This is a genomic window from Streptomyces sp. ADI95-17 (assembly GCF_003846175.1).
In the GTDB taxonomy this organism is placed as follows: Bacteria; Actinomycetota; Actinomycetes; order Streptomycetales; family Streptomycetaceae; genus Streptomyces; species Streptomyces sanglieri.
The window spans coordinates 1-18,638 of record NZ_ML123056.1 but is presented as its reverse complement, the minus strand read 5'-3'; the positions used below and the strand labels follow the sequence as shown (position 1 = coordinate 18,638).

Here is an 18,638-nt window from a genome sequence, read left to right as displayed (position 1 = left end):
GCAAAAAATATACCGGACGGACTGTTTTCAATCCATCCTCCGAGGAAACCGGCCGACGCCCCGCCCACAGCTGCGCCCGACACCGGACCGGGAGCCGGAGCCAACGCTAAAGCTGAAGTCGAGGCTGAGACCACAGCTGAGGTCGAGGCTGCGACTACGGCTGAAGCTCCCGCATCGTGGACGACATCGGACCACCCTCCGAACGCTCGGTCTTGTGCCCCTTGCTGCCCGGCGCCAGCGTCCGGACATCCACCGCCTCCGCCGGCGCCCCCCTCGCATACAGCCCGTCGGGCTCGGTGTCCCGGTCGTGCGGAAGCAGCCAGAACACCCGCCGCCGGAACGTACCCGAGGAACGGGACGGCTTGGCCTTCGGACCCAGCAGGGCGTACCCGACCATCCGGCCGTCACGGTGGTACGCGGGTCTCCCCCGACGGGTCGGCAACCGGTCCAGGCTCTGACGGACATAGTCGAGCCGACTGATGTCCTCAAGCCAGACGAGATCCATCTCGTCGACGATCTCGTCCTCTGCGATGAGGGCACTCATACTGTCTCCTCGTCCGCGAGCAGGCCGATGCCCGGGTAGTACTTGCGCTGGTTGGAAAGGATCATTTCCTTCGGTGACGCCAGTCCCACCACCTCGCGAACACGTGCCGCGAAAGCCCGGGACGATATCGCCGGCGCCCCCTCATTCTGGCACCAGCTCCTGTAGGCCGCGTAGAGCTGGGATTGCTCCGCGCGCAGATCGGCTTCAAGCCGACAGGTCTCATGGACGAAGCGCCCGGTGTGGTCCTCGGTCTCGGCGTACGCCGTGGTCGCGATGCGGACCCGCTCGGGGCCCGTCAGGTCCTTGTCGCCCCCGAGGTAGCGACGGGCGCCCTCGATGAGCCAGTTGAGGATGCCCGGACCCTCCTGGGTGACGAGGATGTCCGCCAGATTGTCGATCTTGCGATCGTCGGAGACCACCCGCTCGAACGGGATCAGCCGCATACGCCGCCAGAACGCGAACCCGCCCGTGCCCACCTCGGGTCGGTGATTGCCGAGCAGCCACATCTTGTGCGTCGGCTCGAAGCTGAAGAAGTCCTGCCGCATCCGGCGCGCCTTGATCCGGTCGCCACCGGTCAGCAGCTTGACCCGGGCCTCGTCGAAGCGGTCCCCCGGCTTGACCTCGCTGCACACGATCACGCGCCGGCCGTGCAACTCCGCCAGATCGGTGGGATGCCCCTCGTACGGACGCGACATCAAGAACCCCGGAGGCGCCGCGTCCGCGTAGTCCCCGAGCAACTTCATCAGGACGTCCAGCAGTACGGACTTGCCGTTCTTCCCGGAGCCGAACAGGAACGGCATGACCTGGGCGCCGACATCCCCGGTGACCGAGTAGCCGAGCAGCAGTTGGAGAAAGTCGATCATCTCCGCACCGTCCGGCCCCTCGCCGAAGGTGTCGGTCAGGAACCGGTTCCAACGCGGCGTCGGCATCGGCTCCGGCGCGGCCGAGGTCGACCGGGAATGGAAGTCCTTCGTGGGCTCGGCAGGACGGATGCACCCCGAACGCAGATCGACGACGCCCGCGGGCGTGCACAACGCGTACGGATCCGCGTCCAGCCGCGCCGCGTTGAGCACCATCCCCGGGGCGGACTTCGCCTGGGTCAGCATCGCGTTCATCCCGCTGGTGCTCAGCGTGCGGCGGCGGTGCTGCTGCAACGCGGTCGGGGTGTAGACGCCCCGCGGATCCGTGGTGGCAATGGACTCCGCCAGATCGCCCGCCGACCACATCACCGTGTCGTCCTCGTCGATCTGCCACCGGGTGCCGTCCCACCGGTACCAGCCGATCCCGGGCACGTGCCGGTAGTCGTTGCAGTAGAGCTTGACGAACAGCTTGGCGTTCCCGCGGTCGGTCAACGTGTCGGGCAGCAACCCGTCCGCTGTCGCCTCGCCGTCACCCTGTGCGGCAGCAGCAGCCTGATACCGCGCGGACTCGTCGCTCTGCCGGGGCGCCGGAACCGGCTGCGCAAGGATCTGCGCGGCCACCGCCTGGACGTCGAAGGCAGACAGTGCTCTCTCCTCGTCCACACTCACGCCCGCCCCCCGAGGGACAGCGGGCGGGACAGACCTGCACTCAGACCGCCCCGGATGATCGCCAGACAACGCCGCTGCTGCCCCGGACGGGCCCGCTCGGCCGCATCCTGCAACACCCGCGTCGCCTCGTCCTCGGTGAGATGACCCGCCGCGACCAGACCTCCTGCGGTGTACGCGGCCCGGTTCAACTTCTCGGAGAACGCAGCGCCTTCCGGTACCGCCGCACACGCGGCGACCTCGGCGAGAACTCCGGTCAGTACCCGGTCCCCCGCTCCGCGGCCGCCGCCGGCCGCGAGAACCGCCTGCCGGGCACGGGGCGGCACCGGCCGGGTTCCCGGCACGGAAGCGGACGGCAGATGCCCGGTGCGCTCCAGTTCCCTGGCGAGCCAGGCGGGAAGCGCAGCCGGTACCCGCACGGGCCCCACGGGCCGGTAGACCCCCGCAGGGGTCACGGTCCCGGGCGCCACGATGTACCCGCCGTGCGCCCGGACATCGACCTGCCAGGCGAGTGCGCGGCCACCGCCCGACCCGGAGGAGCACTGCCACCGGTGACCGCTGTCGTTGCGGTACCACACGTGGAGCCCCCCGGACGGGGTACGGACACGCAGCGTCGACTCGTCGTCCGCCGGGCTGGCGGCGCCACGCAGGGCAGCCAGCACGCCCAATGTGTGGAAGCCGTTGGCCAGCCCGGTCAGGTCGACGCCTGCGGAGATCCCGACACCCGGCAACAGCCGGTCACGATCGGGGAGTTCACACGCATGCGCATCGATATCGATGACCACGAGGCCGGCAGGGCCGGTGGCAACTCCCACCCCGAGATCGGGGCGGGATCCCCACCACTGCTGGATCCGGTCGAAATCAAGCGTCGCCGCATGAAACCCATGACACCAGCGCCCCTCACGAATACAGTCGCACCCCCCTCGGGCATGACCTTGAACGCGGCACACCTCACAGTTGCCCACAGGCGTTTTACGGCCCGGAGCAAGAGGATGAACCGGCCACCCCTGGCGCGCACACCACGAGGCAGTTGTCAGAGGCTGCGAAGCGACCGATGCAGATCTTACGAACTGCCGTTGGTCGCTGCGCGAAACCTGCAGCTCAGCTGCCATTCACTTCCCCCATCAGCGACTGAAGCGACTCAACTCCCAAAATCAGATTAGCGAAATCTGAGGGAGAGGAGAGGTACATGAGACAGAACAGGTGTACGCATCTGCAAAATGCCCCGGCGACCGCACGACTGAGGGCCCTGAGACCGGCAGTCGCTCAGTCGCTTACCAACAGGCACACAGAACAGCAGGTCAGAGGCGTATTCGACACAGAACAGCGACTGAAGCGACTCAAGCTCGCTATATATGACGCACACGCGCTCACACGCACACCCACGAATGTCTCCATATACCTGGAACTTGAGTCGCTTCAGTCGCTGTTCCCCCGACAAAACCCTCTGACCTGCGGTTTTCCACCACAGAACGAAGCGACTCAACACTCATTCAGTCGCTGACATCCAGTCGCTGAGGCCACTCCCCCACCACCTGAGCCACCCGAAACCGTCTCTGTCCAGGCTCAAGCGGCTTCCCCGCACGGCTGCTTCCACCAGCACATACCAGCCAGTCGCGCCTGCCGATGGTCATGAAACTGCAGCCCGGACAACCGGAGTTCTGTCGCATCGGCAGCCAACCCCCTGCTGGGCCGAACAGTTCCTCGCCCGGCCCACCACTGCAGGCCGGCCCGCAGCAGACCACCGTGAGCGGGCCATGGCTGTTGGCCGTGGCGGAGGCGGGCCGAGAACCGGAGTCAGTACCCCAGCACCTCAGCCCTCTCCCCCACCGGGCCACTCATCGAACCGAGTCGGTTCCCTCGGCAAGAATCCTGTCGACAAGGATCTTCCGCTGCGCCTCGTCCATCTTCCGCAGCACAAGGTCGGCAACCTGATGACCGTCGTGCCAGGGCATCTTCGTAACCTTGCCGAGCGCGACGATGCCCGACTCCCCCGGGGCCAGCTGAGCCGGAGCCACCTGGCGTCCGGCGTGCTCCGACCGTTGCCCAGGTACTTCATCGTGTGTCGCCGACACCTCTTCCCGAGCCTCGGGGCTATCACGGCGTGATAGCCCGGCCTCCCGAGCTCCCGGATTATCACGCCGTGATAGGTCGGACTGTTCCTCGCTCGGGCTATCACGCCGTGATAGGTCGGCTTGGCTTTCCCCCGGGCTATCACGGCGTGATAGCCCTGCCGGAGCCTCCCCCGGATTATCACGCCGTGATACTGCCGCCCGCTGTCCCTCAGAGCTACCCGGGACGGCAAGACCATCTGAGGTATCGGCCTCACCCCCCGATTCATTCGCATCTCCGCTCTCCGAGCTATCACGCCGTGATAGCTCGCGTACCGCCGAGCGCCGCTGAACCCCTGCGGCAGCCCGCGCGTCCGCCTGCTGGCGCTGCTCATCGGGCGGCAGCTTGGAGAGATTCCGTACGTGCTCGATCTTGCGGCGCCCCTCCACAAGGTCCGCTTGGAGCTGAGGATCGAGGTCGAGAACGGAGAGTTTCGACGAAATGGTCGACTGGGCGATGCCGAGTCTCTTGGCAGCCTTGGTCTGAGAACCGTAGAAGTCGACGAGCGTACGAAGCGCCTGTGCCTGCTCCAGCGGGTTCATGTCGTCACGGTGGACGTTGGCGACGAAGGCCGCCTCAAGCAGAGCTTCGTCCGTGGAGACAAGGGCGTTGTCGACGCTGACGCGAATCTTCGCAGCACCGGCAAGACGTGCCGCGGCAAGACGCCGATGGCCGTCGACGACGATATACCGTGCACCCTCGTCGAGGTCGGCCGCACGGTGCGGACGCTCCTCCAGATAGGCCTCGATCGAAGCCACCGTCACAGCGTTGACGAGGCCGATCTCCGCAATGCTTTCCGCCAGCCCCTCAAGATCGCGCAGCTCTTCGCGGGGGTTGTCGGGGTTCTGGCTGATGAGGTTCAGAGAAAGCTCGGTCGGATCGGGGACGCCGGCCGTCGGCACACCCGTAGCGGCACCGATCGCGGCCCGCCGGGCGCTGATGGGGCGGGCCTGCGCGAAGGAGGAACCGGCCCCGAGGTTCTTGGCCTTACTCACTTGCTGATCTCCCGGGCGAGGGCGCGGAGCGCAACGGACTGTTCGCAGCGGGGTGCATAGGCAAGAAGCGGCCGCTTGGCACGGACGGCTTCCTTCTGTTCCTTGAGGTCTCCGATGACGCCCACGACTCTCGGATCCTTTATGGCCATCCAGGACTGGAGCGAGGAGGTGGCGATGTAACCGCGACGGGCGTCGTAGTGGTTGACGACCAGGCCGAGGTAGTCCACGTCGAGAGCGAGGTCATTGCGCATGTCCTCGATCTGCGATGTGAGCAGCTCGTAGGCATCGGCGCTGCTGTCCTCGGCCTGGACCACGATGAGAACACCGGAGTTGCCCGGCACTTCCTGCGGGCGACGGCGCCCGTAGTAGGTGGCGGCATCCATGCTCAGCCCGAGGCTCGGAGGGCAGTCGATCAGAATGACGTCGTAGTCGGGCTCGACTGCGGCAAGGGCTCGTTCGAGGGCCGACTCCCGTGCACGGACGGAGGCGAGTCGTACATCGAGGAGAAATGCATCGGTGCAGGCAGGCAGAAGGTGCAGGCGCCCACCGAACCGGTCTTCCTCGATCGGCACGATGAGATCGCTCAGTGAACCCTTGCCGTCACCAGCCATGTGATTGGTGAGAGAGTCGCCGTCCATGGCCAGGGGAGCGTGGCCCAGCTGCTTGGTGAGGTGCCCCTGAGGGTCGAAGTCGACGAGCAGAACACGCTGCCCGAGCCCAGGAAGATCCTCCAGAGCGAGCGGATCGCTGGCGGCACCTTCGTCCTCTTCGAGGAGTGCGGCGAAATGCTTGGAGACACGGACCGGCACCAGGGCGGTGGAGTCCTCCGCGAGTGCCTCACCGGTTCCGGCAGTGACGGCGGTTTTGCCGACGCCGCCCTTCTGATTGCAGATGACGACGCGTCGGACGATGTCGGGGCGCTTCACGGCGGGTGCGGGATGGCTGTCCAACCAGACCCGAACGGACTGGGCCAGGCCCTGGATGAGGGAGACCCCGCGGCGCTTGCAGTCCGAGCGGAACTCGCTCCACAGGGGAGAGGGCAGGAATGTCGCGAAGGACTCCGCCCCGGAAGTATCGATGGGGGAGAGGTTGGATCCGAGACCGCGCCATGCAGTGATGCCGGCTTCGACGGCGTCCTGCATGTCGATGCCGTGCTGAACGGCGCGGACCTTGAGTTCCTGGCGAAGCCAGGAGGGCAGCTTCGAGACGACCTTCTCTCGGTCGCCCCTGGTGTCGGGTGTCGTCATAGTTCGTCACTCTACTAACGCCATAGATCAATTGAGCACGCGACGCGTTAGCTGTGTCAGCTTTTTCGTTGTGGGGGAGCTATCACGCCGTGATAGCTCCCCCACAACGGCTCACCAAGACCCGACTCGGTGCTGGCACGTGGGGGAGTGGCCTAATCTCGGCAGACCTAAGCTATAATGCGGACCGCTTCGCCCTCACCGGCGTCGCCATCGATGCAGCCCAGTCTTCGAGCAGACCAACAAATGCAGCAACTGGATGACCCGCAGGGCATCTTGTCCATCGGGGGATCCGCGTCGGCCTGGACTCCGCCACTGAACCATCGCGGTCCGTCGGGTTCGTGAAACCGCGGGCGATCAAAAGCAGCACAGTGGCTGATCCGAGTGGATGGCTCGGGTGGGCACTCCTGCCGCAGAGTCCGTGAACCTATCGTCGGGGCTCGCTTTCGTCGGCTGAGGTTCAGTCCGGCGATTGGATGGCCGAGCTAGTGACGTCCGTTCAGGAGCAGTGGCTGAAGGCCCTGCTGACGCTGCCGAAGGCCGCGCTGACGCTGATGACGCGCCGCAGACACAGGCACACACCCCGGCTCCGCGCGGAGCCGTACGTCGGGTGCGAGTCTTCTTTTATAAGAGGCGCCGAGCCCCCAAAACCCTCTGACCTGCACATATGCGATGTTGATCATGCTCTGGCCGACACATTTGGAAGGTCAAAATGTTAACCTGGCCAGCACATTTGGCCGCAAAAGTAAGGCTCAGCCTAACTTTTCAAACGGGCCGTACGCGCCGGAGAAACCGCAGGTCAGAGGAGTGCCGACTCCGGGCGAACACCCCGGCCTGTGGCACCGATTCGATCAAAATGTGCTGCAGAACGAAACCAGAAGTTAGGCTCAGACTAACTTCCGCTGCCTTCTTGCACTGAAAGTTCGGCTCAGGCAAACTTTTGAAGCGAGCGCGTTGCCCTCTCAGACTCGAAGCGTGTCGAGCCGTCAAAAGTAAGGCTCAGCCGAACTTTTGGGATAGCCTCGGACCGCCTGAGCAACAAGGAGGGTCCAGTGACATCTGAAACGCCGTCGCGCCAGCCGCGTCGGCCCCGAGCAGTGCCATCTCCCGCTTCCTCGCCGGAGAGCAACGCCGTGTTCGACGACATCCTGAACCTGTTGGGTGAGCAACTCGGTACGACTGCCCCGGAGACAACACAGCCGAGGGCAGGGAAACGCAAGCTCAAGGGCGTCACCTTCGAGTACGAGAACGACCCGCGATCGGTTCACAGCTTCGCCGGAGGCGCCGGCTACAGCCTCGCCAGCAACTGGTTCACGCAGCTGCTGCCCCAGCTCTTCATCGCCAACGGCATCACGAAGAGCCAGCTGTGCGTGTTCCTGTACGTAGCGGGCGGACAGCGGCCCGGCACTGGGATCGCGGAGTACACCCAGCAGGAGATCACCGACGGCCTGAACGGACTCGCGGCCAAGAAGCCCGGCGCCAAGATGATCACCCGCCCCACCGTGAACCGTGCCGTCCGAACCCTCTGCGAATACAAGTGGCTCGAACCGGCAGGGAACGGACGAATCCGCCTCAACGTCACCCTCTGGTTCCAGGGCAACAGCACCGCCCAGCACGAAGTGCTCGCCCAGATCGCCGCCGACCACGATGACGATCCGACAGCGTTTCCGCACAGAATTGGTCCGGAGCTGGTTCACCACCAGGAAGCGCTGGACCTTAACCTGGATGGCGAAGTGCCCGAGCCTGTCAGAAGGAAGCGCACAGGGTGATGCTCGCTACCACGACAAGCCGATTCGATACGGAGGAAGGCACCGATGGCCGTTGCAGTCATGTCGCCGCTCGTCGCTGAGCGCATCTGGGCGCTGCCCATCGGAGCTGCCCCGGTGAAATTCCTTCAGTACCTGATCTTCCGGAGCGAGAACGGCGGCGCGCTCCCGAGCCAGCGCGAGATGGCAGTGGAGTACAAGGTGAAGCCACCCACCGTCAGCGCACTGATGGAGCCGCTGTTCGAGCTGAACCTCGTGCTGCGCTCCCGCGCCGAAGGCCGCGGGGGCAACCGCTACCGACTTCACCCGCTCGCCGCCAAATACGAGAGCGTGACGGACATGGAAGCCGCCTTCGCGTACGCCCTCGAAGAGATGAAGAGTGGCAAGCTGCCCACCATCCACCTGCCGGAATACCGCGCAGCACCGCCGGCCGAAGGCCGCCCCGACCTCCGCATCGCCTGACCCGACAGAAGACAAAACAGAGGCCCCGCCATCTGGGATGGCGGGGCCTCTGTGCCTGAACAACAAGTTGTGCACCTCACTATACCGGTACGCGCGACAGTCGGCGAGGCGCCGCCGTCGACAGCCCGCCACCCTTGACCGCACTGGTGCAACCGGCCTCCGACAGCAAGCTCCGAACGCCTTGTTACGTTCCCACCATGTGCCCATGGAGACGCCGTCATACGGGGCCGAAACAGTGACGCGCATGAACACGAGCATGCGCGTGCAACCGAGCCCGCACACGAGACGGCGGGGCATCTCCGTACTCCTGACCCTGTCCGCCGTGGCCGCTGCCCTGGGCGTTCCTGGGATGGCAGCCGCCCAGGAACCGTCCGGCCCAACCGCCTCCGTCCCGCCGATCCGCTGGGGCGCCTGCCCCAAGGCCGAACCGCCCTACCCCGACCCCAGCCCGAGGGCCCAGTGCGGAACGGTCGAGGTGCCGTTGGACTGGTCGAAGCCGAAGGGCCCGAAGACCGGAATCTTCGTCGCCCGCTACCGGGCCACAGACCCCACCCGAAGGATCGGCGTCCTCATGTCGAACCCGGGCGGCCCCGGGGCAGCCGGATCCGACGACGCCCTGTACGCCGACGACCCCATCAGCGGATACTCCGCGGCCATGCTCCAGCGCTTCGACATGATCGGCTTCGACCCACGAGGCATCGGCCGCAGCGGTGCGGCCGACTGCGATGAGACGATCCTCGACTCGATCCCGGCCCGCCCCCGCAACGAGGCCGAGTTCGAGCGGCTGCGCACCCTGAACGGCCGCCTTGCTGCCAGCTGCCTGAAGCGGACGGGCCCGCTCGTCGCCCATATGGACGGCGAGAGCGTCGCCCGCGACATGGACGCGATCCGTACCGCCATCGACGAACGTCAAATCAGCTTCATCGGCCACTCCTACGGCACGTTCCTCGGCGAGCGTTACGCACGGCTGTTCCCGGGAAAGCTCCGCGCACTGGCCCTCGACAGCGCGATGGACCCGCACCGGCCGAACGCCGAGCGATACCTCACCGACGGCAGCGTCACCATCGACAACACCCTGAAGCGGCTTGCCGCTTGGTGCAGGAAGGACGCAGCCTGCGCACTCAAGGGCAAAGACCTCACAGCCGTCACCGACACGTTGTTCGCCCGCGCCGACGCGGGCACACTGCGCGACCCGGGCCCGGACGGACCGACACCGACCAAGATCGACGCCGACGAACTGTCCGACTTCCTCACCTTCGCACTCGGCAAGGGAAACCCGGAGAGCACGGCACAGCAACTGGCCGCCCTGTACACGGGAAAGGGCGAGGTCCGCTGGTTCCCCACCGTCACCGACCCGGTCTTCCGGATCGTGCTGTGCCGGGACTACGACTTCCGGATCCGCGACTACGCCCAGTACCGGGCCATCCTGAAGAGGGCCGCGAAGGCCGCCCCGCACACCCGCTACAACGCCCAGGCCCTCGACACCGTCCTCGGCTGCCAGGGCTGGACCATGCCGCCCAAGCCCCGGCCGGCCCGGGCCAAGGGCGAACTCCCGCCCGTCCTCGTGGCCAACGCCACCCATGACCTGGCGACGCCCTTGCCGGGCGCGCAGCGCATGGCGAGCTCCTTCCCGAAGGCGTCCCTGTTCACGATGGACGTCGTGGGCCACTGGCTCTACCGCAGAGGAGGGACGGAGAAGGCGATGCGAGTGATCGACGCCTACCTGACCAGCCCGAAGAGCACACTTCAGACCCGGGAGCACTAGCGGCTGTCCGATGAGTCGTGTGAGCTGATCAGGGCCGTGGCCTAGGCGCAGATGGGCTTCTCCGAAGGCGCCGTCGTCGGGCTCGCTGGCACTGAGAGCTCGTCGCCAATCCGCCCACCCTTGCCTGCTTCGGCCGGTTGAGGAATTGGGTTGCGGCGGATCAGGCGGATGCGGTGATACTCCGGCATGAGTAGAGATGCCGAGGTCATCGTTCTCGCCCGCTGGTCGGACGAGGTGATGGAACCGCTGACCCAGGACGATCCGGAACGCATGTGGCGAGGCCGCTTCGTCCCGATAACGGGCCAATGGGGCTACAAGTTCGGGTGGGCCCTGGAGTTCGAGAAATTGCGTGCCCGCAAGGGCGTGCTCAGGCACCTGGAGTCGCTGCCGTGGCCGCATCCGCATACGGTGCAAGTTCTGCTTCGCGACCAGGACGACGACTGCTTCGGGCTATGGATGTTCCAGGGGGGCCGGCTGGTGGAAGTCACCATTCCGCACACCGAGCGTTTCCACCAGCCGGCACCGCCCAACGAGGACTTCGAACCCGACCCGGGCATGCTGCTGCGCACCGACCAAGACACGGTTCTTCCCGCGCAGACCCCGGAAGCACGCCGCGACACCCGCTCACCCTGGTAGACCGAGTTCGACAGCTCATCCTGGGACGTCAGGGCTGTCGACGCGCGCGTGCTCAGCGAACTGCGCCACCACTACCCGGGTGCAGATAAGCTCTGAACGGGGCGTTTCGCTGCGGACGGAGCCATAGGCGGATAGCAGCCACGGTAACGGTCCCGTGGAAGATGTACGCCCGCTTGTCGAAGCGTGTGGCGACGGCTCGGAAATTCTTGAGCCGGTTGATGGTCCGCTCGACTTCGTTGCGTCGGCGGTAGATCTTCTTGTCGAACGCTGCGGGTCGGCCGCCTTGGCTGCCGCGCCGCCGACGGTTGGCCCGCTGGTCCCTCGGTTCGGGGATGGTGTGTTTGATCTGGCGTCTGCGCAGGTGGCGCCGGTTACTACGTGATGAGTACGCCTTGTCTCCCCCGACGTGGCCGGGCCGAGTGCGCGGTCGTCCACCAGCCTGCCGGGGCACACGGATCTCTTCCAGGACGGGAATCATCTGTGGTGCGTCCCCCCACTGGCCGGGCGTGATGACAAACCCGAGAGGGCGGAGCCCGCCCTCTCCCGCAAGGTGGATCTTGCTTGTGAGCCGACCTCGCGAGCGTCCCAGGGCCTCATCGGAGCGGTGGCGCGCCGGGCTCTTGCGCTGTCCCTGGGTCTTCGGCGCGCGGGTGGGGGCGCCAGCCGCGTGCTGATGAGCGCGGCAGGTCGTGGAATCGACGCTGACTATGCTCCAGTCGATCCGGCCCTCGGCATCGGCGTTGGTCTGGACGGCCAGCAGGATCTTCTCCCACGTGCCGTCCGCCGACCACCTGCGATGGCGGTCATGAACCGTCTTCCAGCTACCGAAGCAAAGAGGCAAGTCCCGCCAGGGGAGGCCGGTCCGCTGCCGGAACAGAATCCCGTTGATCACACGCCGGTGGCATTGCCAGCGTCCGCCCCGCCCGTGATTCGTTGGCAAGTGCGGCTCCAGCCGAGCCCACTCTTCATCCGACAGATCTCCCCGCCCCATGTCCCACAAAACGAGTGCCCAGCGGGAGCGTCACGCGAGCCATCGGACACGGCCTAGCGGACCCGGGCTCCCGCAGACCAACCGAAAAGGTGGGATCACGGTCCGGGAGCCGATGGTGCACCGGGTCGAGGAGTACGAGAGCGGGCCAGTGAGCACAGGCCGCCGTAGAGCCTGACCACGGCGGCCTCCAGGGCTTGTCCGGCGGCTCTCGCCGGACAAGCCCATGGGCCGGGGGAGGGCTCAGCGCTTGAGCATGAAGGCGAAGTCGCCGGAGAGCTTGCCACTCAGTCGGTCCGCCGAGACGATCTTCCCCTTCGCGATCAGCCTCTCGACCTCGGCCCGCGAAAGACCACAACCCGCAGCGATCAGCCGCACCGGCCGGACCGGGATCCGCGCCGCGAAGCGGACCGAGATGTCGATCACCTCGCGGTCCAGAAGATCCGATCCGCCGGTGTCGAGGCGCCAGGCGTCGGTCCAGTCGAGAGCGATGCGATCACGGCGATGCACGACCGGATCCTGGAGCAACTCCGCTGTCAGGCCGACATCATTGCCGTGCAGCCGGTCCAGCAGCTCAGGCCGTACGGAGCGCACATTCACCCGCTCCAGGACCGTGAGCTTCGCCGTCTCCCCGCACGACGTACAGAGCACGAGGAGCCAAGCGTCGATGAGCTTGTGGTTCGCGTTGACGCGAAATTTACCGTTTGCCCGGAAACGATCGGACGCGCATGTATGGCAGCGTCGGAGAACGATCGGCAGGCAGGTGGGCATGACCACCCAGTTTTCGAGCACAGAAATACACCGATTTCAGTGAGAAGTCCGCAGCAAAAAGCAGCGCGGCGCACATGCGCGACGCGCGACAGATCAGCACTCGGGAGGTCTCACAGGGTGTACAACGGAACGTCCTTGCCTAGACGACTTGGCTCGGCAGCACGGTAATGACGCACGACGGCGCTGTGCCACTGGTTTTCGAGCGCCTCAGCGACAGGATTTGTCCGGCCGATCACGGACAAGTCGCAGACCCGCCGGCCGAGACCACTCAGTGGTCGCTTGTTGGGGCTAACCCCAGCGTGCTCACTGGCATCAGCGACACCACCAACAGACGTGCCAGTCGGATTCTTTGGTCAACCGATTCACCGAATGATTGGGCTGACAGCCACAACAGCACCCTCGGCCGCTGAAGGATCACTCATGTCCCGCACTACCCACAAGCACCGGTCCACGTACCGTGTTCTGTCGGCCCTCGCCTTGCTGACCCTGACTGCCGGCGCCGTCACGGCTTGCGGCGACAAGGACTCCGCCCCCGAGCGCGCTGCCTCGTCCTCGGCCAAGCCGTCCAGCTCGCCGGGAGCCGGACAGCCAGGAGTATCGAAGCTGCACATGATCACCAATGACGGTCACCGCCTGGCCTTCCACGTCACACAAGGCAACGGCCACACGATCGTCCTGGACTCGGGCGGCGGCGAGGACTCCTCACAGTGGAAGGACCTCGTCCCCAAGCTTCACGCGGAGACCGGCGCCACCGTCATCACATACGACCGGGCCGGTCTCGGCAAGAGCGACGTGGTGCCCGGCGCCTGGAAGGTCGAGAGCGCTGTCAGCGACCTCAAATCGGGGCTCGCGCAGCTGGGCGTCACCAAGAACGTGACCCTGGTGTCCCACTCCCAGGCAGGCGAGATCGCAAGCTACTTCGCCAAGGACAACCCGAAGATGCTCTCCGGCGCAGTCCTGGTCGACGCCAATCTCCCGCCGTTCTTCACGGACGAGGAGATTCCCCGTCTCGTAGCCGCGAGCCAGCCGCAGGTTGACGCGGCGAAGAAGGATCCCGACAAGCCGGAGAACCGACAGATCATCTTCACCGCGGAGGGCTTCGCCCCGGCGCACAAGGCATTCCACAAGGTCACTTGGCCGGACGCGGTACCGGCAACAGTCATAGTCTCGGAGAAGACCCCGCTCGACGGTTCTCCCGCGGACGCCCAGCGCTGGCGTGACGCCGCCGCTACATTCGCCCAGGACGGGCCCAACCGAACGCTCGTCACCGCCAAGGGCAGTTCTCACGAAGTGCCGAAGGACCGTCCCGACCTCGTACTCAAGAAGATCGAGGACATGGCCGCCACACGGCACTGACCCCCGAGCTGCGGCCGTTTCCCAGGCCCGCAGCAGTCTCCGCCGCATTTCGGGGCTGCCTGGTGGGGGAAACCCGTGGTGGCGAGGTGACGTTCTAGACGATGCTGCGGTCGTGATCGAACGTGATGACGCGGTACGCATCGTCGAGGAAGAGCTGGCGCGTAGCCATCAGGCGTGGGTTGCCGCTGGCGTTGAACAGTTCCCGCGCAGCGTGGTCGTGCACGTGGTCGAGCACGAGCTCGTCTGGAAGGTCTATGTCCAATCCGAGGAGTATGCGCGAACGCGCAATGTAGCCGCGATGCTGGTGGGACACGGTCCGTATCTGGTCGACCGCGTCAATGGCGGGCTCCACTCGATTGGAGCGGTCTCCGAGATCCAGGAGGCTTGGGAGGACGACTACCGCAGTCGTATCCGAGGGCTGCCGGCCCGCACTCCGGTGGATGATCTCCACGACGAACTACGGACGGTAGCTGAAGCAACGGGCAGCCGCATCGCTGCTGTCCGTGCCCTTCGTCGGAAGGTGACTGGGCTCTCCCCGACGCATGCCCTCGCCTACGTAACCGGGCTGCTCGCGGGCGAAGTGCCGACTCAGCTCCTGGCCATCGCTCACCAGGAGCTTGTGAAACCGCTCGATCGTGTGCTCGCCGTACGGACCTTCGGCGTTGATGCTGATTTCTGAGATGCGTCCCGACAACCTGCGCAGTCAGCTCGTAGACCCGCTGGTTTGGTTGGGATGGGGTCTCACGATGGTTGTGTGGGGGTGAGGGTTTCTGGCCTTGGTATTCGTGGGTGATGGTGCTGGACTCGTGGGTGAGGTCGCGGTCATGGCGAGGCCGGGAGTACGTGTCGGGGATGCGGTCGGGTTGTTCGCGCTGGCTGTCGGTCAGGGGGCCTGGGTGACGCACGATCCAGGTGGTGATGCGGAGGAGGCGGGAATCCCTCTTCGCGGGCCCCGAGGCACCGTCAGGCGGCGCCGCTGCTCAAGCCCGCGCTCTTCCGGACCGCCATGCGGCCATACCGAACACGAGACCACCGACCAGGAACCAGGGATTCCACAACAGCAGCGTCCACAGCCGCTGTTCCGGGCTAACGTCTATTCTCTCGCCCGCAGTACCGATCAGCAGCAGCACCTCGACGGAGATACCGCGCACCAGCAGTACAGCGCAGGCACACCAGCCCAGGGCCCTGACCATCCGTCCTGCCCGGTCACGAGGCCGCGGCCGGGCGAGCAGCCATCCCAGCACACCGCCGACAAGGCATAGCAACCCCACACCCCACAAGCCCACCGTCACGAACCACCCGGGGCGTTCCTCGGCCAGGGGCCCCGCCGAGACACTGAGGCCCCAGCTGCCGCCCAGCGCCCAGAAGAAATGAAGCACGGCGAAAGCGACCGCCCAGGCGCACGCGATACACCCCCACAACCCCGGCGTTGTCCTGCCCTGCGGATCCTCATACATGGCTAGGAGCATGCCACTGCCGTGACACGCCGCTACCGGTATTGCTGAGAAACCAGCACGCCCACCCCTCGGTCACCGCATGGGACCGATCACATCGGCCCCATGCGCCTGGTGCCGCAGCAGGCAACGTTCGTCCTGCAGGAAGCCCTGCCCGCTGACGGTTTCGGACGCTGGCGATAATCGACCGATGAGCGCTATCGACCGTCCTATGCCGCCCCTGAACGCCGACGAGCGCACGACGCTCGAAGGCTGGCTCGACTTTCACCGCATCACACTCGCCATGAAGTGCGAGGGACTGGACGAGGAGCAGGCCGCCGCCGCGTCCGTGCCACCGTCCGACTTCACGTTGACCGGCCTGGTCCAGCACATGGCGGAGGTGGAGCGGAACTGGTTCCGTCGAGTGTTCGCCGGAGAACAGGCTCCGCCCATCTACGACCCGCAGGCCGACCCGGATGGCCCCGACGGCGGTTTCGACGTGGCTGAGGGCGCCACCCTGAGCGATGCCCTCGCCACCTGGCACGCGGAGATCGCCCGCGCCCGTGAACACTGCGCCGACCGCGCTCTGGCCGATACCGGTCGCTTCATGGAGCAGGACGTCAGCCTTCGCTGGATCTACGTCCACATGATCGAGGAGTACGCCCGCCACAACGGCCACGCCGACCTGGTCCGGGAACGCATCGATGGCACCACCGGCGTATAGCGCCCGAGGCCCGTTGTACGGGAGCCCGGCGGGCGGAGCGGTAGGTGATGCGCTGCCCGTACGACGGCCGCCGTGACAGTCCGCCGCGCTCTTGGCACAGGCTCTCAGGCTCCCGCTCTGGCCGACCGGCCGGCCAGAGCGGTGGTCGCCCCAGAAAGACCCGGCCCATCCTTCCTCCCTGGCCCAGCCGCGCCCGCATCGTGTAGGGGCCGATCTGCCTCGGGCCACCCGTGCCCCTCGCCCGCGCCCTTGCCAGCGACGTGGCCGGCACCGCCCACGCCGCCGCCCCCGGGCGCGGCGAGTGCGCACCGGCCGGGGACACCGAGACGGTGGTGCCGCTTCCCGAGCCACCGCTCGTCCGGGCGGCCCAGGCCACGATGCCCTGGCTGGTAAGGCCGACAGGGTGGCTGGAAGCCGGACTCCGACAGCGGGGCGGGCAAGGGACCTGTCCGTTCGGGAACTTGTTCGCGTCCGGTGCGATATGAGCACCAGATCGTTTCCCTCAGCTCCGGCGGGCATGAAGGGCTTCGCCGAGGATTTCTCGTCCGCTGCCCCGGTCTTTCCGTCACAGGGTCATGGGGCAGTAGACCGTGAGTGCTTCTGGCAGCTTGTCGATCGACAATTCCGTTCCCGAGTAGGCGACTTCACCGTCGTACGCATATGGGGTCCCCGGTACCAGGCCGGTGATCCGTACACGGTGCCGACGTACCGCCGCGTGGACGGGGGAGCGGGTCAGCGGACCGGCCACCGCTGCTGCCAGCAGTCGCAGCCCTGGAGTCCGGCCGCCGTGGACTGCTCTGATGTCCAGCAGGCCGTCCGCCAGGTTGTGCCGCCGTCCGGGAGCGGGCCCTACCCGCTGGAAGAGCCCGTTGCCCACGAACAAGAGCCACAACGGCCGCCGCTTCCCCTGCAGCTCGGCCGCCAGCGGGCGTTGACCACGCAGTACTTCGAAGGCCGCGAGGACCCCGGCGGGCCAGCCGCCGATACGGGGTGCCCAGCGCTCCCGGGTCCGCACGAGCTCCGGATAGACCCCCAGGCTGAACGCGTTGAGGAAGTAGCCGTCCGCCCCGCCCGGCCCCTGGGGACCGGGCCGGAACCGGCCCAGGTCCACCCGGACCGCGCCCCCCGAGGCGAGGGCGGCCGCCGTGTCGTGCACCGTCTCGATGCCCAGATCGTACGCGAAGTGATTGAGCGTTCCGCCAGGAAAGACAGCGAGCGGCAAACCGTGCGTCGCCGCGACGGACGCCGCCAGATTTACCGTGCCATCACCTCCGCAGACCCCCAGCGCCCGGCCCCGGCCCGCCGCCTCGACCAGCGCCCCGGGCAGCTCGTCGGGCGCGCACTCCACGACCTCGGCCAGCGGCAGCGCCTCACGCACCAGCGAAGCGGTCGCGGTGGCGGTGCCGGACTCCTGGTTCACCACGACGACTAGGTCCTTACCGGCGGGCAATGACGCAGCCGCCGCCGGCGGACGGCCCGGAGCGGGCAGCTGACCCCGCGTCGGCACGACCCCACGCAACGCGAACGCCGCCCCTATGCCGAGCGCCACACCGGCCAGCACATCGCCCGGATAGTGCACACCCGTGTAGACGCGAGAGGCAGCCACGGCCACCGCGACCGGAGCGACGACCGCGCCCCAGCCCCTCGACTCAAGGGCCACACCCGTGGCGAAGGCAGCCGCGGACGCCGCGTGCCCGGACGGGAACGACGTAGTGAACGGCTGACGCTTGAGCTGCCGCACCACCGGAACCAGGTCCAGTATCGGCCGCTCCCGGCGCACCGCCCGCTTGCCGACGGTGTTGATCGCGGCCGAGGCGACAGCCAGCGACGCAACCCCGCGCAACGCCGCCCGGCGTGCCCGCGCGCTGCTGCCCAGTGCCGCCATACCGGCCGCGGCGCCGAACCAGAGAAGTCCGTGATCGGCGCTGCGGCTCAGCCGAGGCAGCACCTGATCGGCGCCCGGCCAGCGCCGGCCGGCGACGCTGCGGAACAGGGCGAGGTCCCGGCTGTGCAGCAGGCCGCGCAACCGGGCGGGGACGGGAAGAGAGACGGAACAGGAGGCAGAGAAGGGGAAAGAGGTGCTGCTGCTCGCAGTAGACATGAGTCAGCGAATACCCGCCCCGGACCCGATCAAGCGGCAGACGCGCCGAGACACGTGCGTCGCCATCGCGACCGGGCTCGCCTGATGGAGCCGACGATAACCCTCGGCCCGCCACCCAAGCGGATAGTGGCCCCCTCCCACGCCCCTGGTTCGGGCCCACCCGCACTCCACTCGTGCCAAGACCTGCTGGTCTACCAGCGCATCCCGAGTGCATC

16 protein-coding genes are annotated in these 18,638 nt (G+C 66.8%); 7 read left to right on the top strand and 9 right to left on the bottom strand.

Annotated elements, in window-relative coordinates:
- Positions 1–154 precede the first annotated feature (154 nt).
- The 5 genes from EES42_RS42545 to EES42_RS42525 form a co-directional block, all read right to left on the bottom strand.
- Complete coding sequence (locus EES42_RS42545) at positions 155–544, bottom strand: DUF6009 family protein (protein ID WP_124723573.1); 390 nt, start codon at positions 542–544, stop codon at positions 155–157.
- Positions 541–2,073 carry a DNA primase family protein gene (locus EES42_RS42540; RefSeq protein WP_124723572.1) on the bottom strand — a complete coding sequence of 511 codons (1,533 nt, stop codon included), beginning with the start codon at positions 2,071–2,073 and terminating at the stop codon, positions 541–543. Before EES42_RS42540 ends, EES42_RS42545 begins: the two co-directional genes overlap by 4 nt.
- Positions 2,070–3,182, bottom strand: coding sequence for a bifunctional DNA primase/polymerase (locus EES42_RS42535; RefSeq protein ID WP_124723571.1), 1,113 nt, complete (start codon positions 3,180–3,182; stop codon positions 2,070–2,072). Before EES42_RS42535 ends, EES42_RS42540 begins: the two co-directional genes overlap by 4 nt.
- A 726-nt stretch (positions 3,183–3,908) precedes the next feature.
- Complete coding sequence (locus EES42_RS42530) at positions 3,909–5,177, bottom strand: ParB/RepB/Spo0J family partition protein (protein ID WP_164495563.1); 1,269 nt, start codon at positions 5,175–5,177, stop codon at positions 3,909–3,911.
- The gene (locus EES42_RS42525; RefSeq protein ID WP_124723570.1) at positions 5,174–6,424 is read right to left on the bottom strand and encodes a ParA family protein; all 1,251 of its coding nucleotides are present in this window, start codon (positions 6,422–6,424) and stop codon (positions 5,174–5,176) included. Before EES42_RS42525 ends, EES42_RS42530 begins: the two co-directional genes overlap by 4 nt.
- 1,130 nt (positions 6,425–7,554) lie before the next feature.
- On the opposite strand from EES42_RS42525, the gene EES42_RS42520 reads away from it, so the two are divergent.
- From EES42_RS42520 to EES42_RS42505, 4 genes are all read left to right on the top strand, one after another.
- Entirely contained in the window at positions 7,555–8,190 is a 636-nt protein-coding gene (locus EES42_RS42520) for a hypothetical protein (protein WP_241196958.1), read from the top strand.
- Positions 8,191–8,235: 45 nt separating this feature from the next.
- Positions 8,236–8,649: a hypothetical protein gene (locus EES42_RS42515; RefSeq protein WP_124723568.1), complete on the top strand. Its 414-nt coding sequence runs from the start codon at positions 8,236–8,238 to the stop codon at positions 8,647–8,649.
- Positions 8,650–8,893: 244 nt separating this feature from the next.
- Positions 8,894–10,414, top strand: a complete 1,521-nt coding sequence (locus tag EES42_RS42510) for an alpha/beta fold hydrolase (RefSeq protein ID WP_124723567.1) — start codon at positions 8,894–8,896, stop codon at positions 10,412–10,414.
- Positions 10,415–10,600: 186 nt separating this feature from the next.
- Positions 10,601–11,050, top strand: a complete 450-nt coding sequence (locus tag EES42_RS42505) for a hypothetical protein (protein WP_124723566.1) — start codon at positions 10,601–10,603, stop codon at positions 11,048–11,050.
- Positions 11,051–11,102: 52 nt separating this feature from the next.
- Here EES42_RS42505 and EES42_RS42500 read toward each other — a convergent pair whose 3' ends face one another.
- Both EES42_RS42500 and EES42_RS42495 read right to left on the bottom strand, forming a co-directional pair.
- Positions 11,103–12,041 carry an IS5 family transposase gene (locus EES42_RS42500; protein ID WP_124723565.1) on the bottom strand — a complete coding sequence of 313 codons (939 nt, stop codon included), beginning with the start codon at positions 12,039–12,041 and terminating at the stop codon, positions 11,103–11,105.
- Positions 12,042–12,281: 240 nt separating this feature from the next.
- The gene (locus EES42_RS42495) at positions 12,282–12,830 is read right to left on the bottom strand and encodes a DUF1062 domain-containing protein (protein ID WP_124723564.1); all 549 of its coding nucleotides are present in this window, start codon (positions 12,828–12,830) and stop codon (positions 12,282–12,284) included.
- A 399-nt stretch (positions 12,831–13,229) separates the two neighbouring features.
- On the opposite strand from EES42_RS42495, the gene EES42_RS42490 reads away from it, so the two are divergent.
- Both EES42_RS42490 and EES42_RS42485 read left to right on the top strand, forming a co-directional pair.
- Positions 13,230–14,165, top strand: a complete 936-nt coding sequence (locus tag EES42_RS42490) for an alpha/beta fold hydrolase (RefSeq protein ID WP_124723563.1) — start codon at positions 13,230–13,232, stop codon at positions 14,163–14,165.
- Positions 14,166–14,277: 112 nt separating this feature from the next.
- Positions 14,278–14,844 (top strand): YrhB domain-containing protein, encoded by a 567-nt coding sequence (locus tag EES42_RS42485; protein ID WP_124723562.1) that lies wholly within the window; start codon positions 14,278–14,280, stop codon positions 14,842–14,844.
- A gap of 301 nt (positions 14,845–15,145) precedes the next feature.
- Here EES42_RS42485 and EES42_RS42480 read toward each other — a convergent pair whose 3' ends face one another.
- Positions 15,146–15,622 carry a DUF3995 domain-containing protein gene (locus tag EES42_RS42480; protein ID WP_124723561.1) on the bottom strand — a complete coding sequence of 159 codons (477 nt, stop codon included), beginning with the start codon at positions 15,620–15,622 and terminating at the stop codon, positions 15,146–15,148.
- Between the two features lie 187 nt (positions 15,623–15,809).
- On the opposite strand from EES42_RS42480, the gene EES42_RS42475 reads away from it, so the two are divergent.
- Positions 15,810–16,322 (top strand): DinB family protein, encoded by a 513-nt coding sequence (locus tag EES42_RS42475; protein WP_124723560.1) that lies wholly within the window; start codon positions 15,810–15,812, stop codon positions 16,320–16,322.
- Positions 16,323–16,887: 565 nt separating this feature from the next.
- Here EES42_RS42475 and EES42_RS42465 read toward each other — a convergent pair.
- Positions 16,888–18,423, bottom strand: a complete 1,536-nt coding sequence (locus tag EES42_RS42465; protein ID WP_124723558.1) for a bifunctional phosphatase PAP2/diacylglycerol kinase family protein — start codon at positions 18,421–18,423, stop codon at positions 16,888–16,890.
- Positions 18,424–18,638: the final 215 nt, after the last annotated feature.

What these genes read in the sequence shown, in the direction of transcription:
- EES42_RS42490 (WP_124723563.1), top strand. Translation starts at nt 13,230, where the DNA reads ATGTCCCGCACTACCCACAAGCACCGGTCCACGTACCGTGTTCTGTCG.
- EES42_RS42545 (WP_124723573.1), bottom strand. Translation starts at nt 544, where the DNA reads ATGAGTGCCCTCATCGCAGAGGACGAGATCGTCGACGAGATGGATCTC.
- EES42_RS42505 (WP_124723566.1), top strand. Translation starts at nt 10,601, where the DNA reads ATGAGTAGAGATGCCGAGGTCATCGTTCTCGCCCGCTGGTCGGACGAG.
- EES42_RS42510 (WP_124723567.1), top strand. Translation starts at nt 8,894, where the DNA reads ATGAACACGAGCATGCGCGTGCAACCGAGCCCGCACACGAGACGGCGG.
- EES42_RS42525 (WP_124723570.1), bottom strand. Translation starts at nt 6,424, where the DNA reads ATGACGACACCCGACACCAGGGGCGACCGAGAGAAGGTCGTCTCGAAG.
- EES42_RS42535 (WP_124723571.1), bottom strand. Translation starts at nt 3,182, where the DNA reads ATGGCAGCTGAGCTGCAGGTTTCGCGCAGCGACCAACGGCAGTTCGTA.
- EES42_RS42480 (WP_124723561.1), bottom strand. Translation starts at nt 15,622, where the DNA reads ATGTATGAGGATCCGCAGGGCAGGACAACGCCGGGGTTGTGGGGGTGT.
- EES42_RS42500 (WP_124723565.1), bottom strand. Translation starts at nt 12,041, where the DNA reads ATGGGGCGGGGAGATCTGTCGGATGAAGAGTGGGCTCGGCTGGAGCCG.
- EES42_RS42465 (WP_124723558.1), bottom strand. Translation starts at nt 18,423, where the DNA reads ATGTCTACTGCGAGCAGCAGCACCTCTTTCCCCTTCTCTGCCTCCTGT.
- EES42_RS42515 (WP_124723568.1), top strand. Translation starts at nt 8,236, where the DNA reads ATGGCCGTTGCAGTCATGTCGCCGCTCGTCGCTGAGCGCATCTGGGCG.
- EES42_RS42475 (WP_124723560.1), top strand. Translation starts at nt 15,810, where the DNA reads ATGAGCGCTATCGACCGTCCTATGCCGCCCCTGAACGCCGACGAGCGC.